This window comes from Elstera sp. (assembly GCF_044372965.1).
Lineage (GTDB): Bacteria > Pseudomonadota > Alphaproteobacteria > Elsterales > Elsteraceae > Elstera.
Genome location: NZ_JBILQX010000013.1, coordinates 1 through 22,739 on the forward strand (window position 1 = coordinate 1; position 22,739 = coordinate 22,739).

At 62.8% G+C, this 22,739-nt stretch carries 19 protein-coding genes; 10 read left to right on the forward strand and 9 right to left on the reverse strand.

Going from position 1 to position 22,739, the window contains the following annotated elements:
* The 5 genes from ACIQ36_RS03435 to ACIQ36_RS03455 form a co-directional block, all read left to right on the forward strand.
* A partial coding sequence (locus ACIQ36_RS03435; RefSeq protein ID WP_395825887.1) for a phosphate ABC transporter ATP-binding protein occupies positions 1-579 on the forward strand: 579 nt, incomplete at its 5' end.
* Positions 580-611: 32 nt separating this feature from the next.
* On the forward strand, positions 612-1,355 hold the full coding sequence (gene phoU, locus ACIQ36_RS03440; RefSeq protein ID WP_395825890.1) for a phosphate signaling complex protein PhoU: 744 nt from the start codon (positions 612-614) through the stop codon (positions 1,353-1,355).
* A gap of 4 nt (positions 1,356-1,359) precedes the next feature.
* Entirely contained in the window at positions 1,360-2,070 is a 711-nt protein-coding gene (gene phoB, locus ACIQ36_RS03445; RefSeq protein ID WP_395825893.1) for a phosphate regulon transcriptional regulator PhoB, read from the forward strand.
* Between the two features lie 200 nt (positions 2,071-2,270).
* Positions 2,271-3,965 (forward strand): methyl-accepting chemotaxis protein, encoded by a 1,695-nt coding sequence (locus ACIQ36_RS03450; protein WP_395825896.1) that lies wholly within the window; start codon positions 2,271-2,273, stop codon positions 3,963-3,965.
* Positions 3,966-4,269: 304 nt separating this feature from the next.
* Complete coding sequence (locus tag ACIQ36_RS03455; protein WP_395825899.1) at positions 4,270-5,889, forward strand: methyl-accepting chemotaxis protein; 1,620 nt, start codon at positions 4,270-4,272, stop codon at positions 5,887-5,889.
* 2 nt (positions 5,890-5,891) lie between these two features.
* Here ACIQ36_RS03455 and ACIQ36_RS03460 read toward each other — a convergent pair whose 3' ends face one another.
* On the reverse strand, positions 5,892-6,782 hold the full coding sequence (locus ACIQ36_RS03460; protein WP_395825902.1) for a BadF/BadG/BcrA/BcrD ATPase family protein: 891 nt from the start codon (positions 6,780-6,782) through the stop codon (positions 5,892-5,894).
* Positions 6,779-7,561 (reverse strand): hypothetical protein, encoded by a 783-nt coding sequence (locus tag ACIQ36_RS03465; RefSeq protein WP_395825905.1) that lies wholly within the window; start codon positions 7,559-7,561, stop codon positions 6,779-6,781. Before ACIQ36_RS03465 ends, ACIQ36_RS03460 begins: the two co-directional genes overlap by 4 nt.
* Positions 7,562-7,641: 80 nt before the next feature.
* Between ACIQ36_RS03465 and ACIQ36_RS03470 the strand changes: the two genes are divergently transcribed.
* On the forward strand, positions 7,642-8,919 hold the full coding sequence (locus ACIQ36_RS03470; protein WP_395825908.1) for an ATP-binding protein: 1,278 nt from the start codon (positions 7,642-7,644) through the stop codon (positions 8,917-8,919).
* Here ACIQ36_RS03470 and ACIQ36_RS03475 read toward each other — a convergent pair.
* Positions 8,831-9,874 (reverse strand): GlxA family transcriptional regulator, encoded by a 1,044-nt coding sequence (locus tag ACIQ36_RS03475; RefSeq protein ID WP_395825911.1) that lies wholly within the window; start codon positions 9,872-9,874, stop codon positions 8,831-8,833. The genes ACIQ36_RS03470 and ACIQ36_RS03475 overlap by 89 nt on opposite strands.
* Positions 9,875-9,986: 112 nt before the next feature.
* Here ACIQ36_RS03475 and ACIQ36_RS03480 point away from each other — a divergent pair, with 112 nt between their 5' ends.
* A complete protein-coding gene (locus ACIQ36_RS03480; RefSeq protein WP_395825914.1) occupies positions 9,987-11,186 on the forward strand; it encodes an MFS transporter in 1,200 nt (399 codons plus the stop codon).
* Positions 11,187-11,265: 79 nt separating this feature from the next.
* On the opposite strand, the gene ACIQ36_RS03485 is transcribed toward ACIQ36_RS03480, so the two are convergent.
* The 5 genes from ACIQ36_RS03485 to tsaE all read right to left on the reverse strand — a co-directional run bounded on the left by ACIQ36_RS03485 (position 11,266) and on the right by tsaE (position 19,286).
* The gene (locus tag ACIQ36_RS03485) at positions 11,266-11,709 is read right to left on the reverse strand and encodes a DUF29 domain-containing protein (RefSeq protein ID WP_395825917.1); all 444 of its coding nucleotides are present in this window, start codon (positions 11,707-11,709) and stop codon (positions 11,266-11,268) included.
* A gap of 130 nt (positions 11,710-11,839) precedes the next feature.
* Positions 11,840-12,160 carry a thioredoxin TrxA gene (gene trxA / locus ACIQ36_RS03490; RefSeq protein ID WP_395825920.1) on the reverse strand — a complete coding sequence of 107 codons (321 nt, stop codon included), beginning with the start codon at positions 12,158-12,160 and terminating at the stop codon, positions 11,840-11,842.
* Between the two features lie 98 nt (positions 12,161-12,258).
* A complete protein-coding gene (gene addA, locus ACIQ36_RS03495; protein WP_395825923.1) occupies positions 12,259-15,819 on the reverse strand; it encodes a double-strand break repair helicase AddA in 3,561 nt (1,186 codons plus the stop codon).
* Positions 15,816-18,779: a double-strand break repair protein AddB gene (addB, locus tag ACIQ36_RS03500; RefSeq protein ID WP_395825926.1), complete on the reverse strand. Its 2,964-nt coding sequence runs from the start codon at positions 18,777-18,779 to the stop codon at positions 15,816-15,818. The genes addA and addB overlap by 4 nt, the downstream gene beginning before the upstream one ends.
* A gap of 18 nt (positions 18,780-18,797) precedes the next feature.
* Positions 18,798-19,286 (reverse strand): tRNA (adenosine(37)-N6)-threonylcarbamoyltransferase complex ATPase subunit type 1 TsaE, encoded by a 489-nt coding sequence (gene tsaE, locus ACIQ36_RS03505; RefSeq protein ID WP_395825929.1) that lies wholly within the window; start codon positions 19,284-19,286, stop codon positions 18,798-18,800.
* Positions 19,287-19,442: 156 nt separating this feature from the next.
* Here tsaE and ACIQ36_RS03510 point away from each other — a divergent pair, with 156 nt between their 5' ends.
* Positions 19,443-20,459: an NAD(P)/FAD-dependent oxidoreductase gene (locus tag ACIQ36_RS03510; RefSeq protein ID WP_395825932.1), complete on the forward strand. Its 1,017-nt coding sequence runs from the start codon at positions 19,443-19,445 to the stop codon at positions 20,457-20,459.
* 67 nt (positions 20,460-20,526) lie between these two features.
* Positions 20,527-21,168, forward strand: coding sequence for an SGNH/GDSL hydrolase family protein (locus tag ACIQ36_RS03515; protein ID WP_395825936.1), 642 nt, complete (start codon positions 20,527-20,529; stop codon positions 21,166-21,168).
* A gap of 58 nt (positions 21,169-21,226) precedes the next feature.
* On the opposite strand, the gene ACIQ36_RS03520 is transcribed toward ACIQ36_RS03515, so the two are convergent.
* Complete coding sequence (locus tag ACIQ36_RS03520; RefSeq protein ID WP_395825939.1) at positions 21,227-21,976, reverse strand: SDR family NAD(P)-dependent oxidoreductase; 750 nt, start codon at positions 21,974-21,976, stop codon at positions 21,227-21,229.
* 127 nt (positions 21,977-22,103) lie between these two features.
* On the opposite strand from ACIQ36_RS03520, the gene ACIQ36_RS03525 reads away from it, so the two are divergent.
* The gene (locus ACIQ36_RS03525; protein WP_395825942.1) at positions 22,104-22,739 is read left to right on the forward strand and encodes a TetR/AcrR family transcriptional regulator; all 636 of its coding nucleotides are present in this window, start codon (positions 22,104-22,106) and stop codon (positions 22,737-22,739) included.

The following is a 22,739-nucleotide window of genomic DNA, read 5'->3' on the forward strand; positions in this document are numbered from 1 at the left end:
CGGATGGCGGGCAAGATCTTGCTGGACAAGCAAGATATCTACGATCCGAATATCGACGTGGTGCAGTTGCGTGCCCGCGTCGGCATGGTGTTCCAAAAGCCGAACCCCTTCCCCAAGTCGATCTACGACAATGTCGCCTATGGTCCGCGTATTCACGGCCTTGTGCGCAGCCGTGAAGAAACCGACACGGTGGTGCAAAAGTCGCTAGAACGCGCTGGCCTATGGAAAGAGGTTAAGGATCGTCTGCACGAAGGCGGAACGGGCCTTTCCGGCGGTCAGCAGCAGCGCCTGTGCATTGCCCGCGCTATTGCCGTGGACCCGGAAGTCATTCTGATGGACGAGCCTTGCTCGGCGCTCGATCCCATCGCCACCGCCAAGATCGAAGAGCTGATCGACGAGTTGCGCACGAATTACACCATCGTGATCGTAACCCACTCGATGCAGCAGGCCGCCCGCGTCTCGCAGCGCACGGCGTTCTTCCACTTGGGCGATTTGGTGGAAGTGGGCGATACCGCGCAGATCTTCACCAATCCGAACGATGAACGCACTCAGGGCTATATCACCGGCCGCTTCGGCTGAGCCGAACGCCCCCTGGGTAGAAGGAAATCCCCATGTCGAATGAACATATCGTTTCGTCCTTCGACGAAGAGTTGCGCGCGCTGCACAAGTCGATCATGCAGATGGGCGGATTGGTCGAAGCCCAGATTGCCCAATCGATGCAGGCGATGGGCCGCCGCGACAGCCAGCTCGCCTCCGCCGTGGTCGCGGCCGACGCCAAGGTAGACGCGCTGCATCACGAGATCGACGAGCAGGTTGTGCGCATGCTGGCCCTGCGCCAGCCGATGGCGTCGGACCTGCGCACCGTCGTCGCCTCGCTCCGCATCGCGACCGATCTGGAACGGATTGGCGATTACGCGGCGAATATCGCCAAACGCACCTTAGCGTTGAACGTATCGCCGACGGTGAAACCGGCGTCGGGCGTGCTGCGCATGGGCAAGATCGTCCAAAGCATCGTCAATGATGTGCTCGACGCTTACGCCGAACGCAATGCCGAGCGGGCGGCAGCCATCCGCGAGCGCGATACGGAAGTCGATGAACTCTACACGTCGATCTTCCGCGAGCTTCTCACCTATATGATGGAAGACCCGCGCAACATCACCGCCTGCACCCATGTGCTCTTCATGTCGAAGAACCTGGAGCGCATCGGCGATCATGCCACCAATATTGCCGAAACGATCTACTATATCGTGCGCGGTAAGGTTCCGGACGAAGAGCGCGCCAAGGGCGATCTGTCCAGCATGACGGCGATGACCGATAAGGGCGTAACCTACGTTGCCGACAGTAAGGGAAGTTGAGGGCATGTCCCCAGTAACCCCTCTGGTGCTGGTCGTCGAAGATGAAACCGCGATTGCCACCCTGCTCCGCTATAATCTGGAGCGGGAGGGCTTTCGCGTCTGTATCGCCACCGACGGCGAAGAAGCCCTGATTATCGCCGCCGAGCAAAACCCCGATTTGGTGCTGCTCGACTGGATGCTGCCGATGCTCTCGGGTATCGAAGTGTGCCGCCGCCTGCGCCGCCTGCCGAACGCGCGCGCGACGCCGATCATCATGCTGACGGCCCGAGGGGAAGAGGGCGATAAAATTCGCGGGCTCGATAGCGGGGCCGACGATTATGTGACGAAGCCGTTTTCGGTCTCGGAACTGATCGCGCGGGTAAAGGCCGTTTTGCGCCGGACCCGCCCGTCGGTGGATGGCGAGAGCCTGACTTTCGCCGATGTGATGTTGGATCTCGCCGCCCATCGGGTGCGCCGGAACAACCGCGATATTCACTTAGGGCCAACCGAGTTTCGCCTGCTGCGCTACCTGATGGAGCATCCGGGCCGGGTTTTCAGCCGCGAGCAACTGCTCGATGCCGTGTGGGGGGCGGATGTTTATGTCGAACCCCGTACGGTCGACGTGCATATCCGGCGCTTGCGCAAAGCCCTGAATGCCGAGGGCGAAACCGATATCGTCCGCACCGTGCGCTCGGCGGGTTATGCGCTCGATGAGACGGTGGACGTTAACGGATAAGCCGAACACCGCGCCGTTCCTTACAAATTTTGGCCAGGGCTTTGCTCTGGCTTTTTTTTATGAGCAGCCCATAGGCATGCGGATGGCGCAGGGGCACCTTGAAAATATCCACTCGATCTTTACTAAAAAACAGTAAAATATATATGTAATATGAGTGTTCCGGTCGCACCGGGTGGTATTCCCCTAAGGAGGGTTAGGCAGTGTCTTTTGGTCTAATTTCGTTGAAGAATTTAGGCGTTCAACAACGCTTGATCCTAACATTTATCGCTTTGGTCGCCATCATCACGGGAGCGATCACCCTAAATTCCTACCGCGTCATCCATACAGCACTCCTCAAAGATGCGCAGATCAGCGTCGATCGTGGGCTGGGGGTGATGAAGCAGCTTATCGAGGCGCGCGGCGGCAGTTTCGCTATGGTCAATGGTCAATTGATGTTGAACAATCTTGCCGTTGGCTTCGATGTAAGTTTGGTCGATAGCGTTAGCAAAGTGACGGGCGGCGTTGCGACCATCTTCCAAAAAGATGAGCGCGTCACAACGACCGTTCTAAAACCCGACGGATCGCGCGCCATCGGAACGAAGCTCGCGCAAGGACCCGCCTACAACAGTGTATTTCGCGACAAAAAAACCTATCACGGGCCAGTCGATATTTTGGGCAAGCCCCATATTGCCGTTTACGAGCCGATTCTGGATGGGGCGGGCCAGGTGATTGGCATTTTATTCGTCGGCATGCCCGCATCGCTCGTGACTCAAGAGAGTAATGCTATTCTGCGCGATAATTTGATTGGGGTTGGTCTCGCGCTCATCGCCGGGTCCGTTATCGTCGCCTGGGTCGTGCGCTCGCAGATGCGCCGCGTGTCGCGCCTCACCGAACTTTTCGGCGTGCTCGAGAATGATCCAAAAGTTCTGCAGTTGGAGGATACCCACCGCAGCGACGAAATCGGCGCGCTGGCGCGGGCTTTGGTGGATTACTCTAACCAAATCGTAACGGCCCGCCGCCTGGCAGAGCAGGAAAAGCAGCATACCGAGCGCGAAATCGCCCGTAAGCAGATGATCGAGGGCGCGATTGCCAGCTTCGGCAATACTATCGACGGCGTGATCGCTACCGTCGTTTCGGCAGCAGCGCAATTACAGCAGAATGCCGAAACGGTGAATAGCAATGCGCTACTCACCTCGGAGCAGAGCAACGAGGTGGCCGTTGCCGCCGAGCAGGCCACCGCCAATGTGCAAACCGTGGCGTCCGCCTCGGAGGAACTGAATGCCTCGGTCCGCGAGATCAATCGCCAGGTCGCCGACGCCGCCAAATTTGCCGGCGCCGCCGTATCGGAAGCGGAGCAAACCGGCATGATCGTCCGCACGCTCTCCGAAGCAGGGCAGCGGATCGGCGAAGTGGTTAGCTTGATTTCGGATATTGCCGCCCAAACCAATCTTTTGGCGCTGAATGCCACTATCGAAGCCGCGCGGGCGGGGGAGGCCGGTAAGGGCTTCGCCGTCGTCGCCGGGGAGGTGAAAAACCTCGCGGGGCAAACCGCGCGCGCGACGGAAGATATTCAAAACCAAGTCGGGGCGATTCAGAGCGCGACCCAGCAGGCGGTTGCCGCTATCGCCTCCATTTCCAATACCATCGGCCATATCAACGAAATCAATCTCGGCGTAAAATTCGCGATGGAAGAGCAAGGGGCCGCCACTTCGGAAATCGCGCGCAACGTTTCCGAAGCCGCCAGCAGCACGCAGAATGTGACAAACATTACCATCACCGTTACGACCGCTGCGGTCGAAACTGGCAGTCTGGCGAGCGAAGTTCTGGCGGCGGTCGGAAGCCTGACCGAGCAAACCGAAACCCTAAAGCACGAGGTTCGTCACTTCCTCGGCAAGGTCCAGCACGACGCGGCGTAAAACCGCCACGGTCGCGCAAGCTTTCCCTCCCCCCCATCGTATTACTGAACGCCCGGAAGACGGTTCACCCGTCATCCGGGCGTTTTGTCGTCGATCAATGTCGGAGCAAAGAGGGCAAGCCATGCGGCTCACGCATATATGCGTGCGTAGATAGGCAAATAATTGCCATCGAAACTTTCATAACTCTCAACTACTTTTTCGTATGACGGTCCTCGAAACAATATACAGGAGCCAGATTGTGAAATTTTTCTTACAAACCATGAGCTTAACTCAGAGGCTTATTGCCATTTTTATAACCATTTCGGTGATCACATCTGCCTCTGCCATCATCAGTTCTTACTTTATTATTCGATCCGCTCTTTCCCACGATGCCGAAGCTGCGTTAGAACGCAATAGTAATCTTTTAAAAACGCTCGTCGCCCATCGCGGTAAGTTGGAAATCATCGATGGCAAACTGAGCCTCGGTGGTAAACCGCTTGCGGGCGATTTTACGGTGGTGGATGAATTTGCCCGCCTGTCGGGTGGCGTTGCGACAATCTTGCAAGGGAATGAGCGCATCAGCACTACGGTTCTCGACGCAAGCGGTAAACGCATTGTCGGTACGCGCATGGAAGCCAGTGCCGCCTATGATGCCGTGTTTAGAGACAAAAAGCCCTATGAGGGCCTCGTGCAGATCTCCGGCAAACCGTATCTGGGGCGCTTCGAGCCGATTCTGGACAGCAACCGCGCGGTTATCGGCGCTACCGTCGTCGGCAGGCCGATGGCGCAAGTCGATGCCGAAAGCGGGAAGATCATGCAAGAAAACCTGCTGGTCGTCGCCGTGCTCGTGCTGCTCGGGGCGGGGATAATCGCCTGGGTGGTTCGGGGGCAGATGCGCCACGTTAGCTATCTGGCCGGGCTGTTCAAGGTGCTGCAAACCCAGACCGAACCGCTCCAGATCGCCGATACAGACCGGAGAGATGAAATCGGCACCCTCGCCCGAGCCCTCGTCGATTATTCCGAACAGCTTCAGCGCGCCCGCAGCCTCGCCGAGGAGGAAAAACGCCATACCGAGGAGCAATTGCGCCGCAAGGCCACCGTGGAGAAAGCCATTGCCGGGTTTAGCGTGAGCGTTGATCAGGTCATCACGTCCCTGGTTTCGGCCTCTGAACAATTGCATCAAAATTCCGAAACCCTGAACCAAAATGCCGCGCTGACCTCGCACCATAGCGGCGATGTTGCTGCGGCCGCCCATCAGACGACCGGAAATGTGCAAACGGTAGCCTCGGCGACGGAAGAATTGAACGCCTCGATCCGCGAAATCGCCCGCCAGATCGGCCAGGCCGCCACCATCGCCGGAACGGCCGTAGATGAAGCCCGGCAAACCGGCGCGGTCGTTAACACCCTGTCCGAAGCCAGCCAGCGCATTGGCGAAGTGGTCAGCCTTATTACCGATATTGCGGCACAAACCAATCTTCTGGCCTTAAATGCCACCATCGAAGCCGCGCGCGCCGGGGAGGCGGGGAAAGGTTTTGCCGTGGTCGCTGCCGAAGTCAAAAGCCTGGCCGGGCAGACCGCGCGGGCGACCGACGATATCCACGCCCAAATCAGCGCCATTCAGGCCGCAACCGGCCAGGCCGTCGATGCCATCGGCACCATTGCGCAAACCATCGAGCGGATTAACGGTCTCAATCTTGGGGTCAAATCGGCGGTGGAGCAGCAAAGCGCCGCAACGTCCGAAATTGCCCGGAATGTGAGTGAAGCCGCCAGCAGTACCGAGACCATGAGCGGAACCACGCGGGAAATGAGCGATGCTGCCGCCCAAACCAGCGCAACCTCGGCCGATATTCGTGCCGCCGTCGCCAGCCTCACGGGGCAAGCTGCCGTACTTCGAACGGAAGTAATGCGCTTCTTTGCCGCCGTCCAGGCCGCCGATGCGGCTTAATCCTAAACGCTAAGGCTTACCGGCGGCGGGGGCGGCTCCGGCTGTCGGGCCAGAAAAACCGCCCCCTGAACCGCCGTTCCCAGCGGTCGCACCACGCGCGGCACAATCTCGGGCGGCAAATAATCGCCGATGGCAGGGGCGAGACTGCCCCCCAGGGCCACCGGAAGCGTCGCGCTCGGATCGGCGGTCGAAATCAGCGCGCCAATCTCCTGCCCGGCTTCGCGCATGAGCAGAACCGCAAGCTCGTCGCCCGCCTCGGCCATTTCCACAATGAGCGGGGCAATCTCGGCATAGAGCGCCGGGGTTGCCGTGCCCACCGTTGCAAAAAACCGCTCCCAGGTTCCGCCCCATAGGCTAAAGCACAGGCGGGTCAACGGCTCCCACGGGCGGCGACCGTCGATCGCGCGTTGGGTGAGGTTGACGAGCAGCAAGCCAAGCCACGCGCCGCTACCCTCGTCGCCGCTGGGAAACCCCCATCCGCCAACCTCGCACCATTCCCCCGTCTCGGCCCGCGCCGCCGCGACCGAGCCCGTGCCAACGGCGACCGATACACCGGGCGCGAACCCCAATGCGCCCACCAGTGTCGTATAAGAATCTGTGCAAATCCACGTCGGGGCCCGCAAGGGATTCAGCGCTTCGAATAAATGCCGCTGGGCAAGCAGATTAACCCCCGCAAGCCCCAGAACGACCCGCGCGTCGCGCAGGCTTTCCGGCGCGAGCCCCAAGGGCTCCAGCGCCGCCGCCACGGTTTGGACAACCGCTTCCCAGGCCTGCCCAATGCCCTGACTGAGGCCCGAGGCGGCCCCCCGCGCTTGGCTGAGCGGCGACCCATCCTCGGCTTCGATGAGCACCCGGGTTCCGCTGCCCCCGCCATCGACACCGATATAGATCATGCAGGAGTGTCCTCTCTCAAAATAAGCTGAAGCCCCGATAGGGCCGCCGCGATAGTGCCATGCCGATAATAGGCCGCTTCGAGCGCCTGCGCCTGTTGGAAAATCGCGGCGCGTACCCAAGCCTCCTGAAGATTTTCAGGCGTCATCATGCCCATGACGGTTTCGAGCCAAAGCGAGACGATAGATAGATCGGTTGGGGTTTCTGAAGCAATCCGCAGCGCAAGCGATGCCACCGCACCCAGCCCGGCGAGGGCGGCCTGTCCGTTAGTGCCCGAAAGTGCGATAACCCAGCGTTGGCCCGCCATCGCCCATAGCCGCCGCAGTGCCAGCGGCGCGCCGGGGGCGAGCAAATGGGGCTCCAAGGTTGCCAGCAACACGCGGCACCCTTCTGGGTCGGCCCCCGCCCGCGCCGCCACGAAATGCAGAATCGCGACCGCCCAATGGGCCTTAAGCGCGGCTTCACCGGGGTGACGTGCCGCGTGATCGGCGAGATCGTCCAGCAAACGCCGGGCAATAATCGGCTCGGCGCTCGCCCAGCGCTCCACCCAGGCGCAGACGCTCATCGACCAGCCCGCGTGGGCGCTGGGATCATCGGGAAGGGTTTGCGCCAGCGCATCCAGCCGCCCCAAAGCCGCCATCGGATCGCGCCCCATCTGATGGCCAAGGTCTTCGACGAGGGCCAGAACGCGGCGTTCCCGCCACTCCTGCGGCAAGTGGCGGAGAAAGGAAAAAGCACCGGTTTTCTCCGGGTCATTTCCTGCTAGTCGTCGCGACTCCATCCGACCTCCCCACTGGGTTGACTTGAAAATTTCGAGCAGTGATATAGTCAAGCCTTAGGCGCTATGGCACACTTCGGACAATGACGGCAATCCCTTCTTCACTTCCTCCGGTTCCGCCGAACGAGGCCGCGCGCCTTGAGGAGCTTCACAGCTTCTGCGCTCTCGACACACCGGACGACCCCCGGTTGGACCATCTGGTCCAACTGGCAACGCGGCTGCTCGATTGCCCCATCGCTCTCGTCAGCCTCCTCGATTCGGACCGGCAATGGTTTAAGGCCAAAGCCGGGCTGGCAACCAAAGAAACGCCCCGGCAAATCGCCTTTTGTGCCTACGCGATCTTGGACGATGACGTCATGATCGTGGAAGACGCTTTGGACGATCCGCGCTTTGCCGCAAATCCGCTTGTCACCGACAGCCCCCATATTCGCTTCTATGCCGGGGCGCCGTTGATCTCTGAAACGGGCTTTCGGCTCGGAACCCTGTGCGTCATCGATCAGCGCCCCCGTCAATTCACCGATGTGCAGCAGAGTTTGCTGAAGGAATTGGCGCAAATGGCGGTCGATACGCTCGATCTGCACCGCATTATTCAGCAGACCCGCCAAGATAATTTGTCCCGCACGCGGTTCCTGTCCAGCCTCAGCCACGAACTGCGCACGCCGCTGAATGCCATTATGGGCTTTAGCGAAATGATTCTGCTGCAATCGCCGACCGACCGTATCGCCGATTACGCCCGCGCCATCCATCAGGGCGGCACCGGCCTGTTGCAGTTGGTCGATGATATTCTGGACTATGGGCAAATTGAAGCGGGCGAGCGCCCGTTAACCATCGAAGCACTCGACCTGGATGGGGCGATTCTGGGCGCGGTGCGCCAGATTCGCCCGTTGGCCGACCGGCGGCGCGTTCAAATCAAACTCACGCTGCCAACGCTGCTAACGGTTCGGGCCGATGCGTCCGCCCTCAATCAAGTCCTTGTGCATTTGCTTGAGAATGCCGTGAAATTTACCCCCGCCGAAGGCTCCGTGCGCCTTACCGCCCAGATTGCGCAAACCTGGGGGGAGGAGCAGTGGGCGAACCTCACAATCGCCGATACCGGCATTGGTATTCCGCCGGCGACCCTGGCTAAACTCGGCGATCCCTTCTTGCGGCCCGACAGCGCTTTGATCACCACCGAGCGCGGCACCGGGCTTGGCATCGCCCTGTCGCGGCGGCTGTTGCAAGCAATGGGCGGATCGGTTGCCTTCACCAGCAAGCCCGATCACGGAACCCGCGTTACGCTGCGGCTTCCGGTTGCCCCCGACGCGCCGCTGCCGGGGCATGAGCCCCGCCCCCAAATCGCGCCCGATAGAGATCGGGCGTAACGCCCAGCGCCCGCCGCAGGGCGCGGGTGAGGGAATCAGTCGAGCCGAACCCCGCCGCCGAAGCGATTTCCGCCAGCGCCTGAGCCCCGGTTTCCAGCAACAGTCGCGCCCGCTCCAAGCGCACCCCCTCCACATAGCGCGCCGGGGTTTGCCCGGTTCGCGCGGTGAAATGGCGAATAAAACTCCGCTCCGCCAGCCCGACCCGCGCCGCCAGCGCTGGAACCCGCAAATCTTCCGCCGGATGGGCGGCAATCCAGGTCAGCAGATCGCCCAACTTGCCGTCGGTGGTTCTTTCGGCTGACCGCGCTTGCGTTGCCAGCAGGGTGGAGAATTGTGACTGGCCGCCCGGACGGCGCAGGTACAGCACCAACTCCCGCGCCACCGCCAGCGCAATCGCCTGGCCTAAATCTTCCTCCACTAGGGCGAGCGCCAGATCGATGGCGGCGGTAATTCCAGCGGAACTATAGAAGGGCGGCGCGCTGACATAAATCGCGTCGGGTTCCACCCGGATATCCGGGTAGGTTTCAGCAAGTTGAGTGCAGGAATGCCAGTGCGTCGTCATCCGCCGCCCAGCCATCAACCCCGTTTCCGCCAGCAAAAACGCCCCCGTGCACACGCTGACGATACGGCGGCAGGAGGGGGCTTTCTGGCGCACCCAGGCCGGAAGAATCCCTTCCGCTAACGCCATCTCGACCCCCGGATTGCCGCCAACGATCACGAGCGTGTCGATCTGGTCGGGCAAGTCCGCTAGCGGCAGCGTCGGGCCGAAGGCAAGGCCGCAACTGGTCGTCACTGGCCCGCCCGCAACCGATCCATGAAGGATGCGATAGGGCAATTCCTCCACCGCGCCTTGCTTGAGACGAAAATGGAGATTGGCCTTAGTGAAAACCTCGGTCGGCCCCAGGCAATCGAGGCTTTGGCACAGGGGGAAGGTGAGCAGAACGATTGTGCGCATCGCCGGGCCTCGGTTCAGGGAGTTGGCAGAATATGCGGTCTCTCTGTCCTTTCTGACAAGAGGACAATCGACTAAGGTGAGATCACTTCAAGATTGTCCGACGAGGTTCCCCGTGCCGTCCGCCCTATCGCCCCTCGCCCGTCGAACCGCGCTAACGCTTGCGTTCGCCCAATGCCTCTACACCTGTAGCATCGCCATCGGCGTAACCTTGACCGGGATCGTGGGAAGCCAATTGGCCCCGCGCGCAAGCCTCGCCACCCTGCCCTTCGCGCTGCTGATCCTCACGTCTGCCATCACAACCGTGCCGCTTTCCCTCTTGATGGGCCGCTTCGGACGGCGGCCGGTCTTTATCGTCGGGGCGTTTGGGGCGGTTGTGAGCGGCATCTTGGCCGCCGCGGCGATTTATCAGCGCGATTTTATCCTGTTTTGCGTCGGGAATGCTTTCTTGGGGCTGTTTCAAGCCAGTTCACAATACTATCGCTATGCCGCGACCGACACCGTTCCGGACGCCGCCGATAAAGCCCGTGCCCTATCGTGGGTTATGCTCGGGGGCTTGGTTGCCGCGTTTCTCGGGCCGCAAATTGCTAGCGTCTCCCGCGATGTCTGGGGGATTGTTCCTTTCGCGGGCTCTTATGGCGCGATTGCCGGCTTGGGTATTTTGGCGATTGCCGGGCTTGCAACCCTGCCCCATCAGCCCGTTGCGCGCGCCGCGCAGGACGCCGGGCAGTCGCTGGCGGGCCTGATTGCCCAACCGGGTTTCCTCTTGGGGTTGCTCTGCACGGCCCTTGCCTATGGAACAATGACATTTGTGATGACGGCAACCCCGCTTGCCGTTGTCGCTTGCGGCTTTTCGGTCGATGCGTCGGCGGGGGTTATTCAGGGGCATCTGCTCGGAATGTTCGCCCCGGCGTTTTTCACCGGGAAACTTATCAGCCGGTTTGGCGTGGTGCCGATTGTGACTTTGGGGCTAGCGCTCTTTGTCTTGAGCGCCGTGGCGGGCCTGAGCGGGCTGAGCCTGCCCCATTTCACCGCTGCGCTAGTTCTCTGTGGGGTCGCGTGGAACCTGCTGTTCGTCGGTGGATCGACGCTGATCGCCCAGTCCGCGAGCGCGCCCAAAGACCGCGCCCGTCTGCAAGCCCTCTCCGAGTTCAGCGTCTTCGGCCTGTCAGCCCTAGCCTCGCTGAGTGCCGGTCCCGCCGAAGTTGGGTTGGGGTGGGACGGGGTTCTGGGGATCAGCCTCGTGCCGGTCGCCCTACTAAGCCTCGGCGTGCTCGCCTATCGGATCACCGGCGCACATCGCGCGCCCGCTTAGGAACTCACACGGATATCGGGCCACCGCCCAAACCGGCGCGGGTTCGCCTTTGGCTCACTCGGTTGAAGCTCCGCCCTACTCAGTGCTGATCCGGCCAGAAATCGGCATCCATCATTTGATCGACCGTCCAGGGGCAATCGGCCGGAAAAGTCGCAACGTCCAGGTTGGTTTCTCTGGCCGCATCGCGGCGGGCATAGCGGTAGGCGGAGGCGATGGCCTCGGTCATTTTAGCTTTGAGGCTGGGATTATCGGCCAAATGATCCGCCAATTGGTCACGCGTATTGGCGATGGAGAGACGCCACGACGCGCCCCGGTAAATCGGTTGGAAGTGCCATTTCAGGAGGTGTAGCAATAAGACCGTCAAGCGGCTCACGAGTTCGCGCTTCTCGGTCTTGCCCATGCTTTCGATTTCCTCGGCAATATGCTCGATATCGGCGGCGGACACTTGCCCAGTCCGAAGCAAATTTGCCTGTTCATTAGCCCAGGCGTAGAAGTCTTGTTCGTACAGATTGGATTTAGACATTGGCCGCCCCTCCTATCCGTCTGAAATTGCGTCGTTGAGGTCGTTCGCCAGTTTTGCCGCGATAATCACCGTTAAGGCTGGAACGGTTCGGGGAGCTTGCTCCCCGAACCGGTGCGGGCGGCAGCCCGGTTTAGAGGGCGCTCGTCAGCCAAGCTTGCAGCATCGATTTCGGCATCGCGCCGACCTTCTGCGCCACGACCTGACCGTTCTTGAACAGCAGCATCGTGGGAATGCCGCGCACGCCGTATTTGGCGGGGGAGGCGGGGTTATTGTCGATATCCACTTTGGCGATGGTCACTTTGCCCGCAAGCTCGGTGGAGATTTCTTCGAGCGCGGGGCCAATCGCCTTGCAGGGGCCGCACCATTCCGCCCAAAAATCGACCAGCACGGGGCCGGGGGCATTGAGAACATCCGCTTCAAAGCTGGCATCGGTAACGGGAACGGTCGCCATGATCTTTTCCTTTTTGAACGCCGGGAGCCCCCGACCTGACAGACTGAAACTTAGGGAGCCGTCCCCCCGCCCGTCAATGCCTGAGACATGCGGAAAACTTAACGCTGTTCAGCGGTTTCCCCCGAAAGAGTCAGTTTGAGCAAATCGGGATCGTCCAGGAGGGCTTCGGAGAGCGGCATGATCCGCGCGCCGTCGGTCCAAATCAGCCAGCAGCGCACGGGTTTACCGGGGTAAAGCTGGCGCAGCACGGCGCGATAGAGCGCCATTTGTTGCCGATAGGCGCGCGACACACCCGCTTCGCGCAAGGGGGGCGGGCGGTTGGTTTTGAAATCGGCCAGCAGCACTTCATCCGGCCCGACCCAGAGCCGGTCTACCTGCCCCGAGACGATGACATCGCCCACCCGCCCCACCAGCGGCACTTCCGCCCGCGCCTCGGCCCCGAACAGGGGCGCGAGATCGGGATGGGTCAGCACGGTTTCAGCCTCCCGCCACAGCGCCGCCTGCTCGGTTTCGGCAAGCTGATGGATGGGCCGGGCGAGATAGGCGGCGGCACTCGCCTGCCAGCGCGGCGGTGCAAGATCGGGCAGCATTTGCAGCAGCCGGTGCACCAGCCGCCCGCGCTTTAACCCTGCGGCGCGCGCGCCTTCCTCCGGTCCCTCCGCCCGCTGCCCGACCAAGGGCGAACGCGCGGGCGGCTCTTCGGCAAGGCGCGACGGGGTGAGCGGCTTGCTCGGCGTCGGCTCCTCGGGGGGCGGGCTGAACAGCCAGGACGGTATCTCAGTCTCGCCCGGCGTGTCGGACTTCAGCCCCTCCTTCGCCGTCACTGGCCACGTCTGGTCGCAGGAAATCCGCACGCCCTTGCCGCCCCATTCCGGCGCGCCATCCGCCGTGAAATCGAGATCAAGGGTTTCGGCCTCCCCACGCACCGCCTGCCGCTCCAGCACGGTTTGCAGCAGGGCGTACCAAGTGCCCTCCTTCGCCTCCTCCTCACGCGCCCCCAGCCAGCCGGTGATATAGAGCCGGTCCTCGGCCCGGGTGAGCGCCACATAAAGCAAACGCCGATATTCCGCCGCCTCCTGCGCCGCCTGTTCCGCGCGCAAGGCTTCGGTAACGGGATCGTCCCCCGCTTTGCGCGGCGACCACACCGGCCCCCAAGTGCCGTCCTCTGGCCAAAACAGCGTTCGGCGCGATTTCGGCGCGCTGGCGCAATCGGGCAGGAAGACGATGGGCGCTTGCAGCCCCTTCGCGCCGTGAACGGTCATAATCCGCACTTCGTTACGCCCGGCGGTATCGCTGTCGCGCTTAATTTCCTGGTCCGACAGATCGAGCCAATGGATAAAGCCCTGTAGACTGGGCGTATGAATGCGCTCGAACGCAAGGGACTGATTCAGAAACTCATCAATCGGGTCCGCCGCCTCCGCGCCCAAGCGTTCGAGCAGCGCACGCCGCCCGCCCTCGCGGCTCAGAATATCGGCGTAGAACTCGTAAGGCCGGGCGAAATCGACCTTCGCGCGCCAGCGGTTGATTTTGTCCACTGCCGCCGCCAGGGCCGGATGATCCTCCACCCGCGCCCGCAGGGCCGACCAGAGCGACTGATTCCCCCGGTCCGAGGCCGCAACGAAAAGCTCGTCCTCCGTCAAGCCAATCAGCGGCGATTTCAGCAGGCAGGCCAGCGACAGATCATCGGCGGGCAGCAGCAGGAAGCGCCCGAGCGCCAGCAGGTCCATCACGGCCAAATGGGTGGTAAGGCGAAGACGGTCGGCCCCCGCCACCGGCACCCCTTCCTGTTTCAGCGCGCGCACCAACTCGCCGACGAACTGGCCGCGCCGCCGCACCAGAATGAGAATATCCCCCGCCCTTACGGGCCGGGCTTTCGCGGTGAGCATTTCGCCCTGATCGAGCCACGCCCGAATCCGCCGGGCGATAACGCGCGCGACCACGGCGGGCGGATTGCTCGCGCCTTCACGGGTGAGCGGCAAACGCCAGTCGGAACTATCCGGGTCTTCGCTTTTGCGTTTCGGCAGCACGGGCCAGAGTTCGACTAAGCCCGCCTCCCCCAACCGCGACACCGCGTGCTGCAAGCGCTGATCGGGCTCGACCACCCCGTCCGCCGCCTCGGTTTGCGCGAAGACGGCATCGACCGACCCCAGCACCGCCGCCGTGGACCGGAAGGAATGGTCGAGCGATTCGATCCAGAGGTGTTGATCGACCTGTTCCAGCAGCTTGGCGAAGGCCATGCGCATCGTCTGGAAGGCGCGTGGGTCCGCCCCTTGAAAGCTGTAGATCGATTGTTTCGCGTCCCCCACCACGAACAAAGTGCGCAAACCCTCCGCCCGGCTTTGCCCGACGAAGAACTCCTGCGCCAGCAGCCGGACGATATGCCACTGGTCAGGGTTCGTATCCTGCGCCTCGTCGATCAAAATATGATCAAGGCCGCCGTCGAGCTTGAACAGCACCCAGGAGGCCCCGCCGTCGCGCTGGAGAAGCTGGACCGTGTGCAGAATGAGGTCGTCGTAGTCGAGCCACGCGCGCTGGCGTTTCAGATCGGTATAGGTGCCAAGAATCGCCTCGCCCAGGCGCAACACCGCCACGGTTCCGGTGAAAATCTCGACGGCGGCAATCGCGCGGGCGAGGCGGTTCAACCGCTCGGCCTCGATCTGCATCCAGTCCAACACGTCCGGCGCGGCTTTCTGAACCGCCTTAGTGCAGAGCGTGACGCGAATACCGCCATCAAGCTTCAAGAAGATTTGCAGATAGGCGGCAAAATTCAGCGCGTCGGGTTGCTCGATAAACGCTTGGATTTTTCGCCCGGCCGGTTGATCGGTCTTTTCGGTGCCTTTCGCCAAAGCCGCCGCCGCCGCCCGCAGGTCGGCCCCTTGGGCGCGGGTGGCTTCCAGCGCAGCAAAGCGCACCGAATCGGGGGTTTCGAACGGATCGACGCCCAGCACATCGGCCAGGGCCGCAATCATCGGTTCGATCCCGCCCAACTGCGCGTGCAGGCGTTGCCATTTGCCGCGCTCGGCGGCGAGGGTTTTCAGCAGTTGGTGAAAACTATCCTCGTGTAGCCGGTCGGCGATGATTTGCAAGGCGGCCCCGAGATCGGCCAGCCCCTCGCCGCTGCGGGCCCTGCTCAGCACATGCTCGCGCGCGTCCAGCAAAAGCTCTTCCGCGCTGGCTTCGTCCATCGCTTGGAAATGCGGCGGCAACCCGGCTTCGAGCGGAAAGCGCGCCAGCACGGACTGGCAGAAGGAATGAATGGTTTGGATTTTCAGCCCGCCGGGCGATTCCAGCACAATGCCGAACAGGCGGCGTGCCCGGCGAATTTCGTGCTCCTCCGGTGGGCGATTGCCCGACAGCGCCGTGAGCGATTGAACAAGCTCGGCAAGCGGCATCGACGCCCATTTACCCAAAAGTTCCATCAGCCGTTTCTGCATTTCGGCAGCGGCGGCCTTCGTATAGGTAATGCAGAGGATCCGATGGGGCGCGGTGCCCGCCAACAGTAGCCGCAACACCCGGCGCGTCAGAACGGTGGTTTTCCCCGTCCCCGCCGAGGCCGCCACCCAGACCGACCGATCCGGAATCGTCGCTAAGGTTTGCTTGTCGCCCGCCGCCGTGCGGACATCCTGGCGCAGCTTTTCAAGATCAGCCCCGGCGCTCATTCCTCGCCCTCCTCGCCACCGCTCCACTCGGCCACGCGGGCGAGATGGGTATAGTCGGAAAAGCGCGGTGCGAACTGCGCGCGCGGTGTGACCGGATAGGGGGTTTCGGCCTCGTCATAATGGGCGATGAGCGAGGCGATACCGCCGCGCGTTTCCAGCAGCAGATTGGCCATCGCCCCCTTCACCGCTTGAATTTTGCCAGCCGTCGTGCCGCCCGACAGATGCCAGAATTCCAAAGCTTCAACGGGCAGCGCCGGAAGATCGGCAAAACCGCCCGCCTCGGCAATGAGTGCTTCGAGCGGAAGTTGCGGGGCATAGCCCGCTTGCAGGGTTGTTTCGGTTGGCGGCGTGCCGGTTTTATAATCGATGATGCGATAGCCGCCGTCCGCCGTGCGCTCGATGCGGTCGGCCTTGGCCTTAATGGTGAACGGCCCCGCCGGACCTTCCACCGTCAGCGCGCCGCTCACTTCGGTTCGAATCATCGCAATCTGCGCCCGGCGGCGGCGCTCTTCGGCGATGAACCAGTCCGCCACCCGCTCGAACCGCGGCCACCAGAAAGCATGCAGACTGGGGGAGGCCAGCAGCTTGCCGAACGCCGTGCGCCCAATCTGCAGCAGCTTGGGCATCGCATCGACGGGCAGCGGGCCGGGATAGGCTTTTACGAACAGATCAAGCGCCTCGTGGATCACCTGCCCGCGCTCCGCCGCACCCGGATCGGCATCGAGCGGATCGAGTGCCTTCAACCCCAAAATCCGCTTGGCATAAAGCCCATAGGGGTCGCGCCGCCACAGTTCGATATCGGTGACGTACAGGCTGCGCGGGCGCAAATGCACCGGCGGGCAGGGTTCGGGCGCGGGATGGGGCGCGTAGCGTGGGGGCCGATCCAGCGCTGCCGCCCACAGCGGCAGCGCCGAGCCCGCCAGTTTCCGCCCTTGGCCCGCCAGCAGCACATCGAGCCGTTGCAGCCAACGCGACGGCACCGTTGGCGTGCCCTCTACCCGGTCGGCGCGGGAGAAAATGACGGAAGGGGCCATTGCGGCTTGCACGAAATCATGGGCCGAGAGGCCGATTCGCCGCTCCAGGGCGGGCAGGCCGAACTGCTGGCGCATGGGCCGCGACATCCACGGGTCGCCCGGCGGCTCAGCGGGCCAAGTGCCCTCGTTGAGCCCCGCCAGAATCATCAGATCGGGCCGGGCAAGGCGCGCTTCGAGCGGCCCCAGAATGGCGAGGCGCGGGTGACGGTCATAGACTTGCCGCACCGCCACCGGTCCCATGAACGTCATCAGCAGCGCCGGATAGTCGGACGGATCGTCCAGAACCAGTGCCCCGGCGTTTTCGACGAGATCCGAGAGAAAATCCGCCGCAGCTTCGCCCGCCGGTCCCGCCCAGAGCCGCTCTTCGCCGGGCTGCGTATCGGTTGCGCACAAGGCTTCCGCCGCCGTTAAATGGGCCAGAATGGCGGTGCGAAACGTCTGGCCACGCACAGCCATCGCCGCTTCCCACGGGCGCAAACACGCATCAAGCCGGTCGAGATAGGGGCGCAGCACCAGACCATCGCGCGCCGCGCGCTCCGGGGAGAGTTCGGCCAAGGCGAGTTCGGTCGCCGCCCGCAGACCGCTGAGGCCGCTTTCCGGGCGCGGACCGCGCAAGACGCGCTCTTCCAAAAGCTGCGCCCCCCGCCGGGCGTCCGGGAGCGACAGGCCGAGGCCCGTCAGCGGATGCTTTAACAGCGCCAGCAGGGGGACCGGGGCGAAAGCGTCGCGCGCGGCTTCGGCCAGCAGGCGCAAGAACACGCCGGGCACCGAACCGCTGAGCGGCTGCCCGGCGGAATCGTCGCAGCGCACGCCGTAGCGCGCCAGTTCGGCAGCCACCCGGCGGGCAAGGTCGCGGTCGGGCGTAATAAGGGCCGCCGTCCGTTCCGGGGTTTCGAGCGCGTGGCGCAGGGCGACGGCGATCATCATCGCCTCCTCCTGCGGGCTGCCGGCATCAATGCGGCTGATCTCGGCAATGGCCGCGTCGAGATCGAGCGGCTCGGCGATATGATCTTCCGGCGCAGCAACCGAGAGCGCTTGGGCCAGCAACCGTGCCCGCGCGGGCACCGTCTGCGCCGCCCCGCCACACCCCGGCCAAATCGCCACCGCCGTGCGCGGCAGATCGAGCGCGCTCAGCAAATCCTGCAACCCCGCTTGCGGATGGGTCGGATGCTCCGGCAGCAGCGCCCATTCCGCTTCGGGCATATCGGTATCGAGCCCCGGCAGGATCACGTCGCCCTGCGGGAGTTGGGCAATCACCGCGATCAACTCCCGCGCCGATTTCTGACTGCCCGTCGTGCCCGCCACGATCACGCGGCCCGGCGGCGGGGTTTCGGCCCAAACTTGCGCTTGCAGTCGAATGAGCGTGTCGCGCCGGTCGATCGGGTCCAGTGCCTGCTCTTCCGCCAAGACCAGCGGCCAAGTTTCGGTAACGATGCGCAGAAAATCGAGGGTGATCTGCCAATGGTGGGCGAGGCTTTCGGGCACGAGGTTCGTAAGCCCGTCGAAGCCCAGCCCCTCCGCCTGCGCCTGATTCATCAGCCGCGCCAGTTCCGCCGCGAGCGCCGCCGCCCGGTCGAGCGGCAAGCCAGGGTCGCGCGCGCGGATCAATTGCGCCAACATCGCTTGACGGCGCACCGGCGGAATTGCGGGCGGCAGGGAAGCCGCGAGACTGCCAACGGCAATCGAATCGCTGAAGGTCAGATCGTCATCGTCGATATCGCCCAGCGCGCTGAAGCTCGGCAGCACCAAGGCCCGGCCTTGGGCCGCGCGCAAAAAGGCGTCGCGGATCGTCCGGCACGCCCGGCGCGACGGGAGCAGCAAGCGCAGACGGGCAAAGGCCAGCGGGTCGCGGTCGGCGTCCGGGAGGAGCCCCCGCACCAGCGCGTCAGCAAAGCCGATTCCAGCGGGGATTGTATAAAGCGCCACGGGACCCCCGCCGATCGATTAGAACTTCAGCTTCAAGAACTCAAGCCGCCCCGCCCAGGAGGCCCCGCCTTCCAGCGTGATCGTACGCGCATCCGCCGTGGCGCCGGGGACGAAGCTGATGACCAGCGGGTCACGCGGCAAACCATCGCCCAAGCGCTCGGGCCATTCGATTAGAATAATCCCGCCGAACGCATCATCGAGCCCGAGTTCATAGGCGTCGCTGGCGTCGCGCAGGCGGTAGAGATCGAAATGGGTAATCAGGCCGGACGGCAACTCATAGGATTGCACCAGCGTAAACGTGGGGCTGGGAACCTCAATCGGAACCCCAGCCCGCGCCTGAATGAAGGCACGGGCAAAGGCGCTTTTGCCCATGCCGAGATCGCCGCGCAGGGCAATAACATCGCCCTTATCGGCAATCGCGGCCAATTCCTGCGCAAGGCTTTGGGTGGCCGCAAGATTTTGGGCGTGGGTGGTGACGGAGGTCGCGGACTGAACGGTAATTTTCATGATGGTCTTAGCGTACCGGAAAAGCGGAAAGGCGCAAAGATCGCAAACCGCAACACCCCCGTGCGGCAAATCCCCAAACCGGGAGGGGTTGCATCGCCGCGGGAGCCGCGCCACTCTGCGGACCAATTGGCGTATGACGAGAATGTGAGAAGGCTTATGACGGTTAAGACCGACGTGGTGATTATTGGGGCGGGCCCCGTGGGGCTGTTTGCGGTGTTCGAATGCGGCATGCTACGCCTCAAGGCTCATGTGATCGATACTTTGGCCGAGGCGGGCGGCCAATGCACCGCGCTTTATCCCGAAAAGCCGATCTACGATATTCCGGCCCATCCCGCTATTTCCGGCGCGGATCTCATCGATAATCTGATGCAGCAGGCCGCCCCCTTTGCGCCGACCTTCCATTTCGGCGAACAGGTCATGAGCCTTACCCGCACCGAAGCGGGCACTTGGCGCGTGGTGACGTTGAAGGGCACCACCCTGGAAGCGCCGGTGGTGATGATCGCCGCAGGCTGCGGCGCGTTCGGCCCGAACCGTCCGCCGCTCGACGGGCTAGAGGCTTATGAGGCCACCGGCGGCGTTCACTATTTCGTGCAACGGCGCGAAGCCTTTCGCGGCAAGAAGGTGGTGATCGCGGGCGGCGGCGATTCGGCGGTCGATTGGGCGATTTCCTTGGCGGAGGTTGCGGCCCGCGTGCAGGTAGTCCACCGCCGCCCCAAGTTCCGCGCGGCCCCAGAAAGCGCCGCGCGCCTCGATCAACTCGCCAAAGATGGCGCGATTGATCTGGTCATTCCCTATCAATTGGCGGGGCTTGAGGGCGCGAACGGCGTGCTGTCCGGCGTGGTGGTGGAAACCTTGGACGGCCAGCACCGCACGCTAGAGGCCGATCATCTACTCCCCTTCTTCGGCCTCGCCATGACCTTGGGGCCGATTGCCGACTGGGGCCTGAACCTGGAGCGCAACCAGATCGCCGTAACCCAGGCCACCGCCGCGACTTCCGCCCCCGGCATTTTTGCGATTGGCGATATTGCGACCTACCCCGGCAAGCTGAAGCTCATCCTGTCGGGCTTTGCCGAAGCCGCCTCCGCCGCCCATTCCGCCCACGCCATCGTTCACCCCGGCGAAGTGGTGCATTTCGAATATTCGACGACGAAAGGCGTGCCGGGCGGGGCGTAAACCAAAAGGGTGGCGCGGGCGAAAATTCCTCCCATACTCGTCAGCCTTAGCAGGAGAAAATACACCAATGAAAAAAACGGTTCTTTGTTATGGGGATTCGCTGACGTGGGGAGCGGATGCGGCGAGCGGCGAGCGGCATAATTTTGAAGATCGCTGGCCGACTGTGTTGCAAGCCGCGCTGGGGCCATCGGTCGAGGTGATCGCGGAAGGCCTTGGGGGTCGGACAACCGCCTATGACGATGGTCTTGCAGACTGCGACCGCAATGGCGCCCGGCTGTTGCCGACCCTTCTTCAAACCCATTGTCCGCTTGATCTGGTCATCTTGATGCTGGGCACGAACGATCTGAAGCCCATCATCCACGGAACCGCCATCGGCGCGCGGCAGGGGATGAAGAAGTTGGTTAGCCTTGTCCGCTTTCATGACTGGGGACAGGCCTATAAGGACCCCGAGATTCTCATTGTTTCGCCCCCGCCGCTTTGCGAGACGAATAACCCTCTCTTCGCCCGTATATTTCAGGGCGGGGTTCCAGAGGCGCAAAAGCTGGCACCCCTCTATGCCGATCTGGCCGATCAACTCGGCTGCGCGTTCTTTGATGCGGGAACGGTTGCCCGAACAACGCCCGTCGATGGCGTTCATCTTGACGCAGAATATACCCGCGCCATTGGGCGCGGGCTCGAACCTGTCGTTCGGCGTATTCTAGGGCTTTAAAGAGCCACTCGCGTCGTGCGTCTTATTGAACGCACGACGCGAGTTCATTGGCCAGATCTTACGCCGCAAGCCCGCCATCGATATTCAGCGTCGTGCCGGTGATGTAGGAGGCTTCCGGGCTTGCGAGGAATAGCACGCCCGCCGCCACTTCTTCGGGCGTGCCATAGCGTTTGAACAGGGTCGAATTGCGCAGCAACTCCTCCACCGGCCCTTCAGCCGGGGCCATTTCGGTGCCGATGGGGCCGGGTTGAACCACGTTCACAGTGATCTTGCGCGGGGCCAGATCATGGGCCGCGCCCTTAGAGTAGCCGAGCACGGCGGATTTCGTTGCGGTATAATCGGCGATACCGGGGAAAGGCACCTGAACATTCACACAAGAGCCGATGGTGATGATGCGCCCGCCTTCGGACAACAGCGGGGAAGCCGCGCGGATCGCCGTCACCACGCCCGAAACATTCACCGCCCACAGCCGGTCAAGCGCCGCGATATCGGCGTCGGGCGCGTCCACCGGGCTGCCCGCGAAAACCCCGGCGTTATTCACCAGAATATCGAGCCGCCCGAACTGGGCGTGAACCTTTTGCACGAGGGCTTTCACCTGGGTCGCGTCGGCTTGATCGGCCTGGAAGGCGACCGCCTTGCCGCCCGCCGCGATGATGGCGGCAACGACCGCGTCGGCGGCAGCGGAAGACGCATTATAGCTAAGGGCAACCGTCGCGCCGTCCACCGCCAGCGCTTTGGCCGAGGCCGCGCCAATCCCGCGTGAGCCGCCGGTGACGAGGGCAATTTTACCAGAAAGTTTCTGAGCCATTATAAGGGGGTCTTTCGAGAGGGGGCTTTGCCGAAGGACTGGCGAAACCGCGTTTTATACTGTACGGTACAAATATGCCTCCCTAGAACCGATGGCAAGCTATTTTTGTACTAAGCGGTAAAATATCATGACAGATCCCTACTCCCCCAAATCCTGCTCGCCAGGCCGCCCGCGCGCATTCGATCCCGATAGGGTGTTGGATGCGGCTTTGCCGGTCTTTTGGGAAAAAGGCTATGAGGCCACGTCGCTGACCGATCTGACCGACGCGATGGGTATAAACCGCCCGAGCCTCTATGCCGCTTTCGGCAATAAGGAGGGGGTGTTTCTGCGGGTGATGGAACGCTATGGGGCGCAATATCTGGATTTTCTGGAGAGGGCACTCTCGCAGAAAACCGCCGCCGAGGTGATCCGGGCCATATTGCGCGGGTCGGCGAAAGCGCAAACCCAGCCGGGCCGCCCGCCGGGGTGCCTACTGCTCAGCACCCATCTCCCCGACGATGAAACCGCGCAAAGCCTGCGCGACGCTTTGATGGAACAACGCAATTTAGCGGGTCGAGCCCTCACCGCCCGGCTAAAGCGCGCCGCCGCCGAAGGCGATTTACCCGCCGATGTGGTACCGGAAACCCTCGCCGGGACCGTGACCGCCCTCTGTCGCGGCATGGCCATCGACGCCGCGTCGGGCGCGACGCGGGCGCAGCTTTTAGAGGTGGCAGCGTTTTCGGCAAACGCACTCGCCCGGCGACTGACCCAGTCCCCGGGCTAA